Genomic DNA, 15,620 nt, shown 5'->3' with positions numbered 1-15,620 from the left:
CGCGAAGTGTTGTTTGCTTGTGTTGACGTTGGGGGTTGTTGTCGGCCACGCTTGCCGCCGTGACGACTTGGCCCACGGGCATGCCAGGCCTCGGCTGGGGTGCCGACTACAACCCCGAGCAGTGGCCGGAACACGTCTGGGCGGAGGACGTCGAGCTCATGCGCGGGGCCGGGGTCAACCTGGTCAGCGTCGGGATCTTCTCCTGGGCGAAGATCGAGGTCAGCAAAGGTGAGTACCGGTTCGGCTGGCTCGACCGGGTGCTCGCCCTGCTGCACGACAACGGCATCCGCGCCGACCTCGCCACCGCCACCGCCGCACCCCCGCCGTGGCTGACGACCGAGTACCCCGAGATGCTCCCCGTCCGCGCGGACGGCGTGCGGCTCTCGCACGGCTCACGGCAGGCCTACTGCCCGTCGTCGCCGGTCTACCGCGACCGGGCGACGGCGCTCGCGGCCGAGATGGCCGGGCACTACCGCGACCACCCGGCGCTGGCCGCGTGGCACGTCGGCAACGAGTACGGCTGCCACGTCAACCGCTGCTACTGCGACACGTGCGCGGCGTCGTTCCGCGAGTGGCTGGCCGCCCGCTACACGCTCGACCAGCTCAACGACGCGTGGTCCACGGCGTTCTGGAGCCAGGGCTACACCGACTTCGCGCAGGTCCTGCCGCCGCGGGTGACGCCGACGTTCGCGAACCCCGCGCACGTGCTCGACTTCGACCGCTTCAGCAACGACGCGCTGCTGGAGCTCTACAAGGCCGAGCGCGACGTGCTGCGGATGATCACGCCGGACGTGCCGGTCACGACCAACTTCATGGTCAACTGGACGTTCGGCGCGCTGGACTACTGGAAGTGGGCGCGCGAGGTCGACTTCGTCTCCAACGACCACTACACGCAGGCGGAGTCGCCCGACCGGCACGTCGAGCTCGCGATGTCCGCCGACCTCACCCGCGGGCTGGCCGGCGGCAGGCCGTGGCTGCTGATGGAGCAGTCGACGTCGGCGGTCAACTGGCAGCACCGCAACATCGCGAAGCTGCCCGGCGAGATGCGCCGGCACTCGTTCCAGCACATCGCGCACGGCGCGGACGGGACGCTGTTCTTCCAGTGGCGGCAGTCGCGCGGCGGCAGCGAGCGCTACCACTCGGCGATGGTCCCGCACGCCGGCCCGGACACCGAGGTCCACCGCGAGGTCCGCCAGGTCGGCGCGGAGTACGCGAAGCTGGCCGACGTCGTCGGTTCCACTGTGGACGCCGCGGTGGCGGTGCTGTTCGACTTCCAGTCCGGCTGGGCGCTGCGCCAGGACGCGCACCCCACCGCGGACTTCGACCACTGGCAGCACGTCTTGGGTTACTACAGGGCGCTCTGGCAGGCCGGCGTCACCGTCGACTTCGTCGCACCCGGCACGAACCTCTCGAAGTACGCCCTGGTCGTGGTCCCGGCGTTCTACGCGGTGTCCGACGCGCACGCGGCGGTGGTCGCGGACTACGTAGCCGGCGGCGGTCATGTCCTGGTGACCTACCTGTCCGGGGTCACCGACGAGCACACGCGGGTGCGGCTGGGCGGCTACCCCGGTGCGTTCCGCGATGTGCTGGGCGCGTACTCGGAGGAGTTCTTCCCGCTGCGGCAGGGAGAAACCGTCTCGCTGACCGACGGGTCGACCTGCTCGTTGTGGACCGAGCACCTGCACACCCGCAGCGCCGAGGTCATCGCCTCCTACGCCGACGGGCCGCTGCCGGGCGTCGCGGCGGTCACGCGGAACGCGTTTGGGAACGGCGTCGCGTGGTACGTCGCATGTGACCTCGACGAGACAGGTCTCCGCCGAACGGTGGAAAGCGCGCTTTCCGGTGCGGGGGTCGCGGTGTCACGGACCGGGATCGAGCTCGTGCGGCGGCACGGGGCCGTATCGTGGCTCTTCGCCGTCAACCACACCGACACCGACGCGGAGATCGAGGCGTCCGGTGTCGACGTGGTGTCCGGCACGCAGGTCTCCGGGCGCCTCACCGTGCGGGCCGGGGACGTCGTCGTCCTCAGGGAAGAGGTGTGAGGTGCTGGCACGTCAACGGCAAGCGGTGATCCTGGAAGAGGTCAGGCGGACGGGAGCGGTGCGCGTCAGCGACCTGGTCGTCCGCCTCGGCGTCTCCGACATGACCGTGCGCCGCGACCTCGACGTGCTCGCCTCCCGCGGACTGGTGGAGAAGGTCTACGGCGGCGCCACCACGGTGGTCGGCCGCTCGACCGACGAGCCCGGGTTCGAGGCGAAGTCGGTCCGGCAGCTGCCGGAGAAGGAAGCGATCGCGGCCCAGGCCGCGGGCCTCGTGCGGCCGGGGACCGCCATCGGCCTGTCCGCGGGCACCACGACGTGGACGTTGGCCAGGTTCCTCGACGACATCCCCGACCTGACGGTCGTCACGAACTCGATCCGGGTCGCGGACGTGCTGCAGCAGAGCGGGCGCACCGACCGCACGGTGGTGCTCACCGGTGGCGTGCGCACGCCGTCCGACGCGCTGGTCGGCCCGGTGGCCGTGCAGGCGCTGCGGTCGCTGCACCTGGACGTGGTGTTCCTGGGCGTGCACGGCATGGCCGAGCGCTCCGGCTTCACCACCCCGAACCTGAACGAGAGCGAGACGGACCGCGCGCTGGTCGACGCCGCGGGCCGGGTCGTGGTGGTCGCCGACCACACCAAGTGGGGCACCGTGGGCATCTCCACGATTGCCGATCTTGACGAGGCGGACGTGCTGGTGACCGACGAGGGTCTGCCGGACGCCGCGCGCGCAGTGCTCGCCGAGCAGGTGGGCGAGATGGTGCTGGCCCATGTACCGGGAAGTGGCGAGGAGTTGGCGTGAGGCGTACCGCGGGGAAGCTGGCGGACGGCCGGGAGATCATCTACTTCGACGACAGCGCTGAGGCACCACCGCGGGTCGCGGCGGACACGCGGGACCTGCCCGCGACCCAGCCGATGTCCGAGGTGCGGCTGGACCCGTTGACCCGCGAGTGGGTCGCCATGGCGGCCCACCGGCAGACGCGGACCTACAAGCCGCCGGCCGACCTGTGCCCGCTGTGCCCGTCGACACCGGGGCGGCCCACCGAGATCCCCGAGGCCGACTACGACGTCGTCGTGTTCGAGAACCGGTTCCCGTCGCTGGCGCAGAACGTGCCGGACGTGCCGTCCACTGTGGATGGCGAGGAGCTGTTCGTGCGCGCTCCGGGGCGTGGGCGGTGCGAGGTCGTGTGCTTCACCTCGGACCACGGCAAGTCGTTCGGCGAGCTGTCCGAGTCGCGCGTGCGGACCGTCGTCGACGCGTGGGCGGACCGCGTCGCCTTCTTGTCAACGTTGCCAGGGGTCGAGCAGGTCTTCCCGTTCGAGAACCGCGGCGAAGAGATCGGCGTGACGCTCTCGCACCCGCACGGGCAGATCTACGCCTACCCGTTCGTGACGCCGCGGACCGAGCGGATGCTCTCGGCGGCGCTGGACTACCACGAGCAGCACGGGCGGCCGTTGTTCGGCGACGTGCTGGAGGCGGAGCTCCGCGCGGGCACGCGGGTGGTGGAGGAGTCGGCGCACTGGGTGGCGTTCGTGCCCGCCGCGGCGCGGTGGCCGGTCGAGGTCGTGCTGGCACCCCGCCGCCAGGTGCCCGACCTGGCCGCTCTGTCCTCTGTGGAGCGTGACGACCTGGCCGCGCTGTACCTGAAGGTGCTGCACCGCCTGGACGCGCTCTACGACCGGCCGCTGCCCTACATCGCGGCCTGGCACCAGGCGCCGGTGAACGCCGGTCGCGCGGAGATGTGGCTGCACCTCCAGGTGTTCTCGGTGCTGCGGACCAAGGACAAGCTGAAGTACCTCGCCGGCTCCGAGTCCGGCGAGGCGGTGTGGATCAACGACGTGACGCCGGAGCAGATCGCGGAGCGGCTGCGCGCGCTCTGAGGAACCCTCACGGACCTCAAAGGCTGGTTTAAGGCTGCTCTCAGGACGGCACCCGACACTATGGGTATGACCGAGAGCAACGAGCCAGCGCAGCAGCCGGACGAGTCCCGCTCCGTGCCGCCGACCGCCGGTCACCCCGACTCCGGTGCGCGGGAGCAGGGCCCGCAGCCGCCGGAACCCGGCCAGCCGGATCCTTTGCAGGGGGGATCCGGCCAGGCCGGGACAACTTCTCCACCGGCCCAGCCGCAGGTGCACGCACCTGACGCGGGCCAGGCGCAGCTCGGCGGGTCCGGACCCGGCCGGCAGCAGTTCCCGCCCTCCGGGTCCGGCCAACTTCCCCCGGCGCACCCGCTGGGGCTGGGGAGCACCACCGCGCAGTTCGACACCCCCGGTCAGCCGGGTCCGTTCAGCCCTCCCGGTCAGCACGGCCAACCCGGTGAGCACGGTCAGCCGGGCCAGCCGGGTCCGTTCGGCCCGCCCGGTGAGCACGGTCAGCCCGGTCAGCCCGGGACCGGTGCCTTCTACCTCCCGCCCGGCTACCAGTCGTCGGTGCCGAACCGCCCGAAGGGCCGCGGCAAGGTCGTGGCCGGTGTGGCGGCGTTGATGCTGCTGGTCGGCGGTGCCTCCGGCGGTGTCGGCGGCTACCTCGGGTACACGTTCGCCAACGAGTCGTCCGCGGTGAGCTCGCTCGACACCCCGCGCCCCGCCTCGCAGACGAGCAACGCGGCCCCCGGCTCGGTCGAGGAGGTCGCGGCGAAGATGCTGCAGTCCGTCGTGCAGATCCAGGTCGTCACGCGGTCCGGTGCCGGCGAGGGTTCCGGGTTCGTGATCTCCAGCAACGGTCAGATCGTGACGAACAACCACGTCATCGAGGGCGCGGCGAGCGGCGGCAGCATCAAGGTCGTCTTCCAGGACGGCAAGACCGCCACCGCGAAGATCCTCGGCCGCGACCCCAGCTCCGACATCGCCGTGATCCAGGCCGACGGCGTCTCCGGCGCCCCGGTCGTGCAGCTCGGCAACTCCGGTGACCTGAAGATCGGTCAGAGCGTCGTCGCCATCGGTTCGCCGTTCGAGCTGTCCGGCACCGTCACGTCCGGCATCGTCAGCTCGCTCAACCGGCCGGTCTCCGCCGGTGGCGACGCCCGCAACTCGCAGGCCACCGTGCTGAACGCCATCCAGACCGACGCCGCGATCAACCCCGGCAACTCCGGCGGCCCGCTGGTGAACATGCAGGGCCAGGTCGTCGGCATCAACAGCGCCATCTACAGCCCGAACTCCGCGGGCGGCCAGGCCGGTTCGGTCGGCATCGGCTTCGCCATCCCGATGGACCAGGCCCGCCGCACGATCGACGAGATCGTGAAGACCGGCAAGCCCAAGCAGACCGTGCTCGGCGTCGAGGTCCGCGAGGCCCAGGACGGCGGTGCCCAGATCAGCAAGGTCACCTCCGGCGGTGCCGCGGAGCAGGCCGGCCTGAAGGAGGGCGACGTCATCACCAAGTTCGGCGACCGCCGCATCGACAGCTCGGACACCCTCGTGGCCGCCGTCCGCTCCAAGGCGCCCGGCGACAAGGTGACCGTGACGCTGTCGGACGGCAAGACCGTGGAAGCCACCCTCGGCGGAGTCGAGGTGGGGTAGGTCGGGGCACGCCCGGCTCGGACAACCGCCCGTCCGAGCCGGGCGTGACGACCCGGAGGCCACATCTGCACGCACCTGCCCCGCGCGCAGATGTGGCCCCCTTCTTTCAGGTCACGCGGGACTCCCGCGTGACCTGATTACGGAGTGCTGACGGGTGCGGGTGACGGGGTCGTTCGTGGCCTAGCGTGGTGACGTGGTGGAACGGGTGCTGGTCGTCGAGGACGACACGACGGTGCGGGACGTGGTGCGCCGGTACCTCGAACACGCCGGGTACGAGGTGGAGCTCGCCGGCGACGGGGAACAGGCGTTGCGGGTGCTCGCCGTGCGGGAACCGGACATCGTGGTGCTGGACCTGATGCTGCCCGGCATCGACGGCCTCGAGGTGTGCAGGCGGATCCGCGAGCGCGGGGCGACACCGGTGGTGATGCTGACGGCGCTGGGCGAGGAGGAGGACCGGATCGCCGGGCTGCAGATCGGCGCGGACGACTACGTCACGAAGCCGTTCAGCCCGCGCGAGCTGGCGTTGCGCGTGAGCTCGGTGCTGCGCAGGGCCAACCGCGCCTACGAACCGCGCACGGTCCGCGACGGCGACCTCGTGCTCGACCTGGCCGCGCACACGGCGACGTTGAACGGCATGCCGTTGCAGCTGACGACCCGCGAGTTCGACCTGCTGGCGTTCTTCATCGGCAACGCCGGCCGCGCGTTCGGCCGCGCCGAGCTGCTGGAACGCGTGTGGGGCTGGCAGTTCGGCGACCAGTCGACCGTGACCGTCCACGTGCGACGGCTGCGGGAGAAGATCGAACAGGACCCGGCACGGCCCGTGCGGCTCAGCACTGTGTGGGGCGTCGGCTACCGGTACGACCCGTGTTCGACCGGCTGAGCCGCGTCTCGCTGACGAGCGCGATGACCGTCATGGTCATCGTGCCGGTCGTGGCGACCATCGCGGGTGTGCTGATGGTCAGCGGCTTCATGTTCACGCCGATGCTGACGGCGACCCTGCTGGCGTGCGCGCTGGTGGCCGTCGTGACGGTGCCGTTCTCGATCATGCTGGGCCGCGCGATCGCCCGCCGCAGCGTCTGGGAACGCGAGGCGGAGGCCCAGCGGCGCCAGCTGGTGGCGTGGATCAGCCACGACCTGCGCACGCCCCTGGCGGGCATCAGGGCCATGACGGAGGCGCTGGAGGACGGCGTCGTGTCCGAACCGGGCGAGGTCGCCGTCTACGCGAAGCAGATCGCCCAGGAGGCCGACCACCTGTCGAAGATGGTGGACGACCTGTTCGAGCTTCTCCCGCATCACCGCGGGCGCCCTGAAGCTCACGCTGCACGACGTGCGCCTGGCCGACGTGGTGAGCGACGTCGTGGCCGCCTCCGCTCCCGTGGCCGCGCTGAGGGGCGTGGAACTGCGCGCCGACGCCCGTGAATGGCCGGTCGTCCGCGGCACCGAACCGGAGCTGATGCGGGTCGTGCGCAACCTCGTGTCGAATGCGATCCGCCACACCCCGCAGGGCGAGGCGGTGGCCGTGCAGGTCGATGTGGACGGACCCGACGCGGTGGTGCGGGTCGACGACGCGTGCGGCGGCATCCCCGCCGACGTGCTGCCGCAGGTCTTCGACGTGGGCTTCCGCGGCGCCGTCCACCGCAACCCGGTGGGCGCGGGCCTGGGCCTCGCGATCGCCCGCGGCCTCGTCGACGCCCACCACGGCCGCATCGGCGTCGAGAACCACGGTCCTGGCTGCCGCTTCGAAGTCCGACTCCCGCTACGGTGATCGGTATGGAACGCAGCGCGCAGCGCCTTGGCCGCGCTTTGGTCGTGATCGTGGACGACCGGGTGGCGCACGGCGAGCAGGACGACAGCTCCGGCCCCCTCGTCACCGAACTCCTGGAAGAAGCCGGCTTCATCGTCGACGGCACCGTCGCCGTCGAGGGCGAGGTCGTCGACATCAGGGCCGCCCTCAACACCGCCGTCATCGGCGGCGTCGACCTGGTGGTCACCGTCGGCGGCACGGGCGTCTCACCCCGCGACGTCGCCCCCGACGCCACGCAGGGCGTGCTCGACCGCCCCATCCACGGCATCGCGGAAGCCCTCCGGGCCTCCGGCCTGGCCGCGGGAGCGGTCGACGCGGGCATCTCGCGCGGCCTCGCCGGCGTGTCGGGCAGCACGCTGGTCGTCAACCTGGCCGGGTCGCGCTCCGCGGTCCGCGACGGCATGGCGACCTTGTCGTCGCTGGTGCCCTACGTGATCGAACAGCTGTCCGGGCTCGACGAAGAGTGAAGTAGCAGTGGCGGAGCAGGGAACACGGGCAGCCGATGACGGCGACGACGCGGACCGGCGTCGGCGGCGGCGTCGGCTGGCCGAGGTGTTCGGGGACGTGCTGCCGGAGACCACGTCGGACGAGCGCGGGGAGACCGGCGGGGACTCCGAGGCCTGGTACCGGGAGAACCGGCCGCCGCACCACGGCGGTTGAGGCCGGGGCGCCTCGGCGCTCCGGCCGGTGAACGCAGCGCGTCCCGCCCTCGCACCGCACCCCGCCCTACCTCGGCACCCGAACCACCGGCGGGTGCGCTGAACCAGCGCCGCCTCGCCCGCACGGCGTTTGCCCGGACGGGGCTCGCTCTCACGGCGCTTGTCCGCACGGCGCTCACTCCCCGCGTGGGGCGGGAGGTGGGTGGGCCGGCCGCCGTCGGGACGGCGGCCGGTGGGGACTCAGATCGCCGGGTCGCGGCGGTCGCGGGTGGGGGTGGTCGGCGGCTGGCTGGCCTGGGCGGCCAGGAGGTCGCGGATCTCCTTGAGCAGTTCGACGTCGGTGGGCTCGGCCGGGCCGCTCTCCTCTCCCCTCTTGCGGCGCTCCTGGATCTTCTTGATCGGCAGCACCAGCACGAAGTAGACGACCGCGGCCACGATCAGGAAGTTGATGACGGCGTTGATGAACGAGCTCAGGTCGATGAAGGTCGAGTCCTTCAGCGCCTGGGTGTCGGTGCGCAGGGAGAAACCGAGGCCCTTGGTCTCCGCGCCGCCGAACACGTTGATCAGCGGCTTGATGATGCTCGTGGTGAACGCGGTGACGATCGCGGTGAACGCCGTGCCGATGACCACGGCCACGGCCAGGTCGACGACGTTCCCGCGCATCAGGAAGTCCTTGAAACCCTTCAGCATCAGCGGAGAGTAACGGCTAAGGCGTGCTCCAGTGATGCCGCGGCCACGCGCGTCGCGTTTCGTCTCGGCAACGTCAGGACGACGACCTGGCCCCTCGTCTCGCGGACGGAGGCGTCCGAGGCGAGGACCTCACCCTCCGCGGACACGACGTCCACGCGGTCCTGCACCCGCACCACGGCGGCGAGCTCCTGGTCAGCGACGCGGACGGCCACGGAGGCGAGGTCGGGTGGACCGGTCGCGAGGGCGAAGTCCGTCAGCGGGACGCCCGCGCGGGTCGGGGTGGACAGGGTGCGACCGATCACCGCACCGGGTGAGGGGAACGACCCCGGTAGTGGGACGGACAGCGGCTGCACGCGGACGTCGGAGGGGCCGAGCGGCACGCCGGCGGGCAGGTCGCGGGTCGCGACGACCGCGGGGTGGCCCACGTCGGGCCAGAAGAACGTCGAGAGCGCCAGCAGGGTCAGCCCGAGCGCCAGGAGACGGCGCCAGAACGGCGGGACACCGCGGCGGAGCAGCGAGCGGAGGCGGTCGGACGGGGTCGGGGACAGCGTCATGCCCTCGACGGTAGGACCGGCGAGGGCATGACGGAGGTGTCGAGCCGCGAGGCTGTGGACAACTCGCGATCTTCAGGAGGCCGCGGCCGCCGGGGAGCTCGTCGAGGACTTCGCGGAGTTCGACGAAGACGTCGTGGACGACGACGAGGACTCCGTGGACGAGGACGTCGACGAGGTCGAGGTCGAGGTCGACGAGGCGGCGGGGGCCTTGGTCGACGAACGGCTGTCCGTGCGGTAGAAACCGCTGCCCTTGAAGACCACACCGACGGCACCGAACAGCTTGCGCAGCTTGCCCGAGCACTCCGGGCACTCGGTGAGGGAGGCGTCGCTGAACGACTGCACCGCCTCGAACCGGTGCTCACACGCGGTGCAGGCGTACTGGTACGTAGGCACTGGGTTCGCTCCTAGATCTGGCACTCGACCGTTGTGAGTGCCAACACGATTTTCGCCCAGGACCTTCCCCGAGCGCAAACACCACAGGTCAACGTCACAGCCAGCGCAGGCCCGCGACGGGCGTCAGCACGCCGTTCATCCGCACGTCGTGGGGTTCCGCGGGCACCGACTCCAGCACCTCCGCGTCCCTCACCACGGCCACCAGCGGCGCGGTGACCAGCGGCAACGACCGGTCGTAGTGCCCCTTGCCCTTCCCGAGCCGCACCCCGTCCACCGACACCGCGAGCGCGGGCACGAGCACCAGCGCGGCTCCAGCGATCGCCGAGGCGCCGAGCCGGGGCCCGGTGGGTTCGAGCAGCCGCAACGCCGCCGGGGCGAGGTCGGCGGGACCGGTGTGGACCGCCCAGTCGAGCGGCGAGTCGCCCGTCACGACCGGCAGCAGCACCCGGCACCGCAACCCGTCGAGCCACGAGGCGTCACCGGGCTCCGACCCGACCGGCAGGAACGCGCACACGGTCTGGTCGGGCCCCACCTCCAGCCGGGCCACGTGCGCGGCCAGCGCGGCGGCCTCACGGGCGCGCACGTCGGCGGGCACCGCGCGGCGCTCGGCCAGCAACCGCGAACGCAGAGTGGCCTTCCGGTCACGAAGATCGGACGTCATGGTGGGTATCCCCCGGTATGTCGTTAGCATCGCAGCCCATGAGCAGCGCTTTCCACACCGCCATCGTGCCCGCGGCCGGCCTGGGCACTCGCTTCCTCCCCACGACCAAGGCCGTGCCGAAGGAGTTGCTGCCGCTCGTCGACACCCCCGCCATCGAGTACGTGGCCAGGGAGGCGGCCGGTGCGGGTGCCACCAGGCTCGTGATCGTGACCTCGCCGGAGAAGGCGTCGGTCGCCAACTACTTCGACGAGAACCCCGAGCTCGAGCAGACGCTCGCCGACCGCGGCAAGCCCGAACTCGTCGAGAAGATCCGGCGTGCCCCTCAGCTGATCAAGGCCGAGACCGCGATCCAGGAGCAGGCCCTGGGCCTCGGCCACGCGGTCGGCTGCGCAGAGGCCAACCTGACCGGTGAGGACGAGGCCGTCGCGGTGCTGCTGCCCGACGACATCATCCTGCCCACGGACGCGCTCAAGAAGATGGCACAGGTGCGCGAGGAGAAGGGCGGCAGCGTCCTGCTGGCGTTCGACATCCCGCGCGAGCAGATCTCCGCGTACGGCGTGTTCGACGTCCGCGACACCGGCTCCGACGACGTCAAGCAGGTCGTCGGCATGGTCGAGAAGCCGAAGCCGGAGGAGGCGCCCTCGACGTTCGCCGCCGCCGGGCGCTACCTGCTCGACCGGGCGATCTTCGACGCGCTCAAGCGCATCACCCCCGGTGCGGGCGGCGAGCTGCAGCTCACCGACGCCATCGCGCTGCTGATCAACGAGGGGCACCCGGTGCACGTCGTGGTCCACCGCGGTGGGCGACACGACCTCGGCAATCCCGCGGGATTCCTGCGGGCTGCGGTTGACTTCGCACTCAACACCCCGGAGTACGGACCCGACCTGCGCGAGTGGTTGCGGGAACGCCTCGACAAATCCTGATCAACACCATTCTGGGCGCGAGGACCAATCACATGAGGTCAGTGGACGAGCAGCTCGCCCGGGTGATCGCGGCCGCGGTGCGGCCCGCGCCGGTGCGGGTGGCGATCTCCGAGTCGCAGGGCCTGCTCTGCGCCGAAGAGGTCGTGGCGGAACGCGCGTTGCCCGGTTTCGACCAGGCGGCGGTGGACGGGTACGCGGTGCGCAGCGTGGACGTGTCCGGTGCGAACGCGGACCCGGTGCAGCTGCCGGTCGTGGGGGAGATCCCCGCGGGCTCCCGGCAGCCGCGCAGGCTGCAACCCGGCCAGGCGGTGCGGGTCGCGACCGGTGCGCCGCTGCCCACGCTGGCCGACGCGGTGGTGCCGCTGGGCTACACCGACGGCCACCACGCCAAGGTCACCGTCAACCGCAGCGTGCCCTCCGCCGGGTTCGTCCGCCGCACCGGTGAGGACGTGCAGACCGGTGACGTCGCGGTGCGCCGCGGCGCGTCCATCGGGGCCGCCCAGGTGGGCCTGCTGGCCGCCGTCGGCCGCAACAAGGTGCTCGTCCACCCGCGCCCGCGGGTATCGGTGATCTCGCTCGGCGAGGAGCTCGTCGACGTCGACCGCACGCCCGGCCAGGGCCAGGTCTACGACGTGAACTCGTACGCGCTGGCCGCCGCCGCCCGCGACGCGGGAGCCGAGGTCAGCCGGGTCGGCATCACGTCGGCCGACCCGCGCCGGCTGCGCGAGGTCGTCGAGGGCCGGCTGCTGCTGTCCGAGATCGTCGTCATCGCCGGTGGCGTGGGCGGCGCGATCGGCGACGAGGTCAGGGCGGCGCTGTCGGAGCTGGGCGACATGGACGTCACCCGCGTCGCCATGCACCCCGGCTCCGCGCAGGGCTTCGGCCGGCTCGGACCGGACGCGGTGCCGACGTTCCTGCTGCCGGCGAACCCGATGAGCGCGCTGGTCGTGTTCGAGGTGCTGGTCAGGCCGCTGATCAGGGCCGCGCTCGGCAAGAAGAACCCGTACCGCCGCGCGGTGTCGGCCCGCCTGCTGTCACCGCTGCAGTCGACGAAGGGCCGCCGCGGATTCCTGCGCGGCCAGCTGCTGCGCGACGCCGACAACGGCGAGTACCTGGTGCAGCCGCTGGGCACGTCCGGGTCGCACCTGCTCGCCTCCCTCGCCGAGGCGAACTGCCTGGTCATGGTCGACGAGGACGTCACGGACGTCTCCGCCGGCGAGGAAGTGCGGGTCAGCTTCCTGGCCCAGAGGAGTTGATGAGCGCCTTCGCCGATCTCGGACGGCACCCCGGCTGGCCCGTCCGGCTGGGGCCGCTCGACGTGCGCGCGGGAACCGTCGTGCTGCGCGGCCCGCGGCTCTTCGACGGCGCGCGGTGGTCGCGGCTGCGCATCCGCGACCGCGAGTACCTGGAGCAGTGGGAACCGACCGCCGTGGAGGGCTGGGACGAGCGCAACGCCGTGCTCTCCTGGCCCGCCCAGTGGTCGACGCTGCGCTCCACGGCCCGGCGCGGCACCACCCTGCCGTTCATGATCCTCGTCAACGGCGAGGTGGCCGGCCAGATCACCGTCGGCAACATCGTCCGCGGAGCACTGCGCTCGGCCTGGATCGGCTACTGGGTGGCCGCCGACCGGGCGGGCGGCGGCGTCGCGACGGCCGCCGTGGCGTTGCTCACGGACCACGCCTTCCGCGGGGCCGGTCTGCACCGCCTCGAAGCGACCGTCCGGCCCGAGAACGGGCCCTCCTTACGGGTGCTCGCCAAGTCCGGGTACCGCGAGGAAGGCCTCCTCAAGCGTTATCTGGATGTTGCCGGGCAGTGGCGTGACCACCTCTGCCTGGCCCTCACGGCCGAAGAGGTCCCTGATGGCCTAGTGCGCCGTTTGGTCGCACGCGGAGAGGCCCGTCTTCCCTGACATCCGCTTCCGTTCGTCCTAATCGCTTCACCCGAAAGTGGGTGATACACCACACTTTGGTACGCACCGCGCTCGGCGAGCCTCCGACACAGGTGTGACTGTTGTGACTAGCGTGGTGACAGCACCACGCGTGGGCCGGGGGAGGTGAACGGGGAATGCCGAGTTCGCTGATCATCGTTGCGCTGGTAGTGGCGTGGCTGGTCGTCCTCGTCCCCATGGTGGCCCGCAAGCGCCAGGAGAGTGCGCGCAGCGTGGGGGAGGAGTACGACGCCATGCCCGACGCCGAGTACGACGACATCCACGACATCGACGACGACTACTTCGACGAGGAGGAGTACGTCGAACGCCCGTTCCGGCGTGGCCGCGGTGGCTACGACCCGGAGACCGCCGCGCTGGTCGCGCAGGCGAAGTACGCGTTCCGCCGCAGAGTCGTGGCGTTCCTGCTGGTCGCCGCCGTGGCGACCGGTGTGGTCGCCGGCGTCTTCTGGACGCCGCTCTGGTACGCCCACGCGGGCCTCGACCTCCTGCTGGCCGGCTACCTGACGTACCTGCGCCGCCAGGTGCGGATCGAGGAGGAGATCCGCGCCCGCCGGCTCGCCCGCCTGCAACAGGTCCGCCGCCGCCGTGCGACGGGCCCGCAGCAGCAGACCCCGGCCGTCGAGGCGGACGCGCCGGTGGTCGTCGAGGCGCTGGAGACCACCGAGGTCGAGGTCGTCGACGTCGCCGAGGTGGCCGACGACCTCCCGGCGCTGCCGCCGTTGCCGCGCTACGAGCACCACGTGCTCCCGGGCACGATCCCGGTCGACTCCGACGACGAGGACCCGGTGTTCGTCGAGCTCGACGGAGTGGAGTCGCTGCGGTACCGGGGTGCTGTCGGGGCATAGGAGGGGGGTGGTGAAACACCTCTTTCCGCCCTGCTATAGTTCTCTCGTAACACCGCAAGGGGCTGTAGCACAGTTGGTAGCGCGTCTCGTTCGCATCGAGAAGGTCAGGGGTTCGATTCCCCTCAGCTCCACGCAAGAAGAAGTCCGGTGGTCACCACGACCGCCGGACTTCTTCTTTTTGTCCTGAATGGACGTTCGGTCCACTGGGCCTTTTGAGTGACACGGGTAACACCGGATGCGGGGCTTCGCGATGTGACGGCCATGACCGCCGCACGCGCCCTCTGGCGACAACTGCCGAAGAACCCCCGCATCCTCCTGGTCGCCATCACGGCCGTGTCCCTGATGGTCGTCGCGAGCTGTGGGCAGGAACCCGCCGACCTCGCCGGTTCCACGTCCACGTCGAGCACGACGACGACCACGACCACCACCACGACGACGACCACGACGACGCCGCCGCCGGTGACCGTCGCGTCCGTTGTGGACGGTCGCACGGTGGCGTTGTCGGACGGCAGCAAGGTGGTCGTCGCCGGGCTGGCCGTGCCCGGCGAGTGCTGGGCGGCGGCGTCGGCCGAGTTCGCGACCAAGACCTTGGTCGGCAAGCCGGTGAAGGTGTCGGGGCTGCGGCTGCTCCTGTCCGACGGCAACGACTACTCGGTGCTCGCCGTGAGCCAGGGCGCCGCGCGGGCGCTGGCCGAGGCCGACACGGCCGTCCAGCAGGCGCAGGCGGTCGCGAAGCAGGCCGCGCTGGGGTTCTGGGGCCCGTCGTGCGGCGGCCTGGACGTGAAGCCCGCTCCGCAACCCGTTGTCCCGCAACCGGTCGCCCCGCAGCCCGTGGCGCCCCAGCCCGCGCCGCAGCCCGTCGCACCCCAGCCCGCACCCCAGCCGCAGCCTCAGCCAGCGCCCGCTCCCGCGTACTACGCGAACTGCGCAGCGGCCAGGGCGGCCGGCGCGGCGCCGCTCTACCGCGGCCAGCCGGGTTACCGGTCCGCACTCGACCGGGACAACGACGGCGTGGCGTGCGAATAGCGCAAAGACGCGGGCGTCCACAGGCGTAATGCCCGCGGCCTTTTCGCCTATACAACGGTCATAGCCCCCGATCCGGAAAGGCCGTGCCCGTGAGTGACACGCCGCAGGACAAGGTCACCGTCATCTCGCCGGATGCCCTCGCGCAGATGAAGCCGTTCCCGCTGCACGGCGACGAAGGGCTGCAGAACCGCATGCTGTGGAGGTCGCCCACCGGCGACACGGTCGTCGGCCTGATCCAGATGGCACCGGGCGCACGGGACGCCGGCCACGTCCACCCGACGGCCGCGCAGCACACGTGGGTCGTCGACGGCACGGTCAGCATCGGCGGCGTCGAGGCCACGGCCGGTTCCTACGCCGTCGTCCCGCCCGGTGTCGACCACGAGACGGTCGCGGGTGACCAGCCGGTGACGATGTTCTACGTCTTCCAGCCGTTCGCGCCGAAGCACGACCACGGGCACTGACCCGTCCGGTGTGGACTCGAAACCCTGAGTCACCTGCGGTACAACGTTTCCGGGCTCACCCGCCCGTGGGGTGAAGCTGGTCGGCGAACGCGCCGGTCGCG

Annotated in this window: 17 protein-coding genes, 1 tRNA gene and 1 pseudogene; 15 read left to right on the top strand and 4 right to left on the bottom strand. The window is 71.4% G+C overall.

The window, feature by feature from the left end; all coding sequences use genetic code 11:
• Positions 1-59: 59 nt before the first annotated feature.
• From ACVDFE_RS02705 to ACVDFE_RS02670, 8 genes and pseudogenes are all read left to right on the top strand, one after another.
• Positions 60-2,042 carry a beta-galactosidase gene (locus ACVDFE_RS02705; protein WP_458429464.1) on the top strand — a complete coding sequence of 661 codons (1,983 nt, stop codon included), beginning with the start codon at positions 60-62 and terminating at the stop codon, positions 2,040-2,042.
• Position 2,043: 1 nt separating this feature from the next.
• Complete coding sequence (locus tag ACVDFE_RS02700) at positions 2,044-2,841, top strand: DeoR/GlpR family DNA-binding transcription regulator (protein ID WP_360385779.1); 798 nt, start codon at positions 2,044-2,046, stop codon at positions 2,839-2,841.
• Positions 2,838-3,920, top strand: a complete 1,083-nt coding sequence (gene galT / locus ACVDFE_RS02695) for a galactose-1-phosphate uridylyltransferase (protein ID WP_360385781.1) — start codon at positions 2,838-2,840, stop codon at positions 3,918-3,920. The genes ACVDFE_RS02700 and galT overlap by 4 nt, the downstream gene beginning before the upstream one ends.
• A 66-nt stretch (positions 3,921-3,986) precedes the next feature.
• Positions 3,987-5,555 carry a S1C family serine protease gene (locus tag ACVDFE_RS02690; protein WP_458429463.1) on the top strand — a complete coding sequence of 523 codons (1,569 nt, stop codon included), beginning with the start codon at positions 3,987-3,989 and terminating at the stop codon, positions 5,553-5,555.
• A gap of 193 nt (positions 5,556-5,748) precedes the next feature.
• Positions 5,749-6,435: a response regulator transcription factor gene (locus ACVDFE_RS02685; RefSeq protein ID WP_360385785.1), complete on the top strand. Its 687-nt coding sequence runs from the start codon at positions 5,749-5,751 to the stop codon at positions 6,433-6,435.
• Positions 6,393-7,320: pseudogene (locus ACVDFE_RS02680) on the top strand (ATP-binding protein). Before ACVDFE_RS02685 ends, ACVDFE_RS02680 begins: the two are co-directional and overlap by 43 nt.
• Before the next feature lie 5 nt (positions 7,321-7,325).
• The gene (locus tag ACVDFE_RS02675) at positions 7,326-7,826 is read left to right on the top strand and encodes a MogA/MoaB family molybdenum cofactor biosynthesis protein (RefSeq protein WP_360385787.1); all 501 of its coding nucleotides are present in this window, start codon (positions 7,326-7,328) and stop codon (positions 7,824-7,826) included.
• A 7-nt stretch (positions 7,827-7,833) separates the two neighbouring features.
• Complete coding sequence (locus ACVDFE_RS02670; RefSeq protein ID WP_458429462.1) at positions 7,834-8,019, top strand: hypothetical protein; 186 nt, start codon at positions 7,834-7,836, stop codon at positions 8,017-8,019.
• Positions 8,020-8,258: 239 nt separating this feature from the next.
• Here ACVDFE_RS02670 and mscL read toward each other — a convergent pair whose 3' ends face one another.
• The 4 genes from mscL to ACVDFE_RS02650 form a co-directional block, all read right to left on the bottom strand.
• The gene (mscL, locus tag ACVDFE_RS02665) at positions 8,259-8,708 is read right to left on the bottom strand and encodes a large-conductance mechanosensitive channel protein MscL (protein ID WP_458429461.1); all 450 of its coding nucleotides are present in this window, start codon (positions 8,706-8,708) and stop codon (positions 8,259-8,261) included.
• Positions 8,708-9,262, bottom strand: coding sequence for an SAF domain-containing protein (locus tag ACVDFE_RS02660; protein WP_360385793.1), 555 nt, complete (start codon positions 9,260-9,262; stop codon positions 8,708-8,710). Before ACVDFE_RS02660 ends, mscL begins: the two co-directional genes overlap by 1 nt.
• A 72-nt stretch (positions 9,263-9,334) precedes the next feature.
• A complete protein-coding gene (locus ACVDFE_RS02655; protein ID WP_458429460.1) occupies positions 9,335-9,655 on the bottom strand; it encodes an FmdB family zinc ribbon protein in 321 nt (106 codons plus the stop codon).
• 94 nt (positions 9,656-9,749) lie between these two features.
• Entirely contained in the window at positions 9,750-10,316 is a 567-nt protein-coding gene (locus ACVDFE_RS02650; RefSeq protein ID WP_458429459.1) for a 5-formyltetrahydrofolate cyclo-ligase, read from the bottom strand.
• Between the two features lie 38 nt (positions 10,317-10,354).
• Here ACVDFE_RS02650 and ACVDFE_RS02645 point away from each other — a divergent pair, with 38 nt between their 5' ends.
• The 7 genes from ACVDFE_RS02645 (at position 10,355) to ACVDFE_RS02615 (ending at position 15,519) form a co-directional block, all read left to right on the top strand.
• The gene (locus ACVDFE_RS02645; RefSeq protein ID WP_360385799.1) at positions 10,355-11,239 is read left to right on the top strand and encodes a UTP--glucose-1-phosphate uridylyltransferase; all 885 of its coding nucleotides are present in this window, start codon (positions 10,355-10,357) and stop codon (positions 11,237-11,239) included.
• A gap of 32 nt (positions 11,240-11,271) precedes the next feature.
• Positions 11,272-12,495, top strand: coding sequence for a molybdotransferase-like divisome protein Glp (gene glp, locus ACVDFE_RS02640; protein WP_360385801.1), 1,224 nt, complete (start codon positions 11,272-11,274; stop codon positions 12,493-12,495).
• Positions 12,495-13,148 (top strand): GNAT family N-acetyltransferase, encoded by a 654-nt coding sequence (locus ACVDFE_RS02635; RefSeq protein WP_360385803.1) that lies wholly within the window; start codon positions 12,495-12,497, stop codon positions 13,146-13,148. Before glp ends, ACVDFE_RS02635 begins: the two co-directional genes overlap by 1 nt.
• Before the next feature lie 155 nt (positions 13,149-13,303).
• A complete protein-coding gene (sepX, locus tag ACVDFE_RS02630) occupies positions 13,304-14,032 on the top strand; it encodes a divisome protein SepX/GlpR (protein ID WP_360385805.1) in 729 nt (242 codons plus the stop codon).
• Between the two features lie 58 nt (positions 14,033-14,090).
• Positions 14,091-14,163, top strand: a tRNA-Ala gene (locus ACVDFE_RS02625).
• 130 nt (positions 14,164-14,293) lie between these two features.
• Positions 14,294-15,058: an excalibur calcium-binding domain-containing protein gene (locus ACVDFE_RS02620; protein ID WP_458429458.1), complete on the top strand. Its 765-nt coding sequence runs from the start codon at positions 14,294-14,296 to the stop codon at positions 15,056-15,058.
• Between the two features lie 89 nt (positions 15,059-15,147).
• Positions 15,148-15,519 (top strand): cupin domain-containing protein, encoded by a 372-nt coding sequence (locus ACVDFE_RS02615; RefSeq protein WP_360385809.1) that lies wholly within the window; start codon positions 15,148-15,150, stop codon positions 15,517-15,519.
• Positions 15,520-15,620: the final 101 nt, after the last annotated feature.

The organism is Lentzea chajnantorensis, from assembly GCF_054300775.1.
The sequence above is the reverse complement of the archived record's forward strand: the minus strand, read 5'-3'. Positions and strand labels throughout refer to the sequence as shown.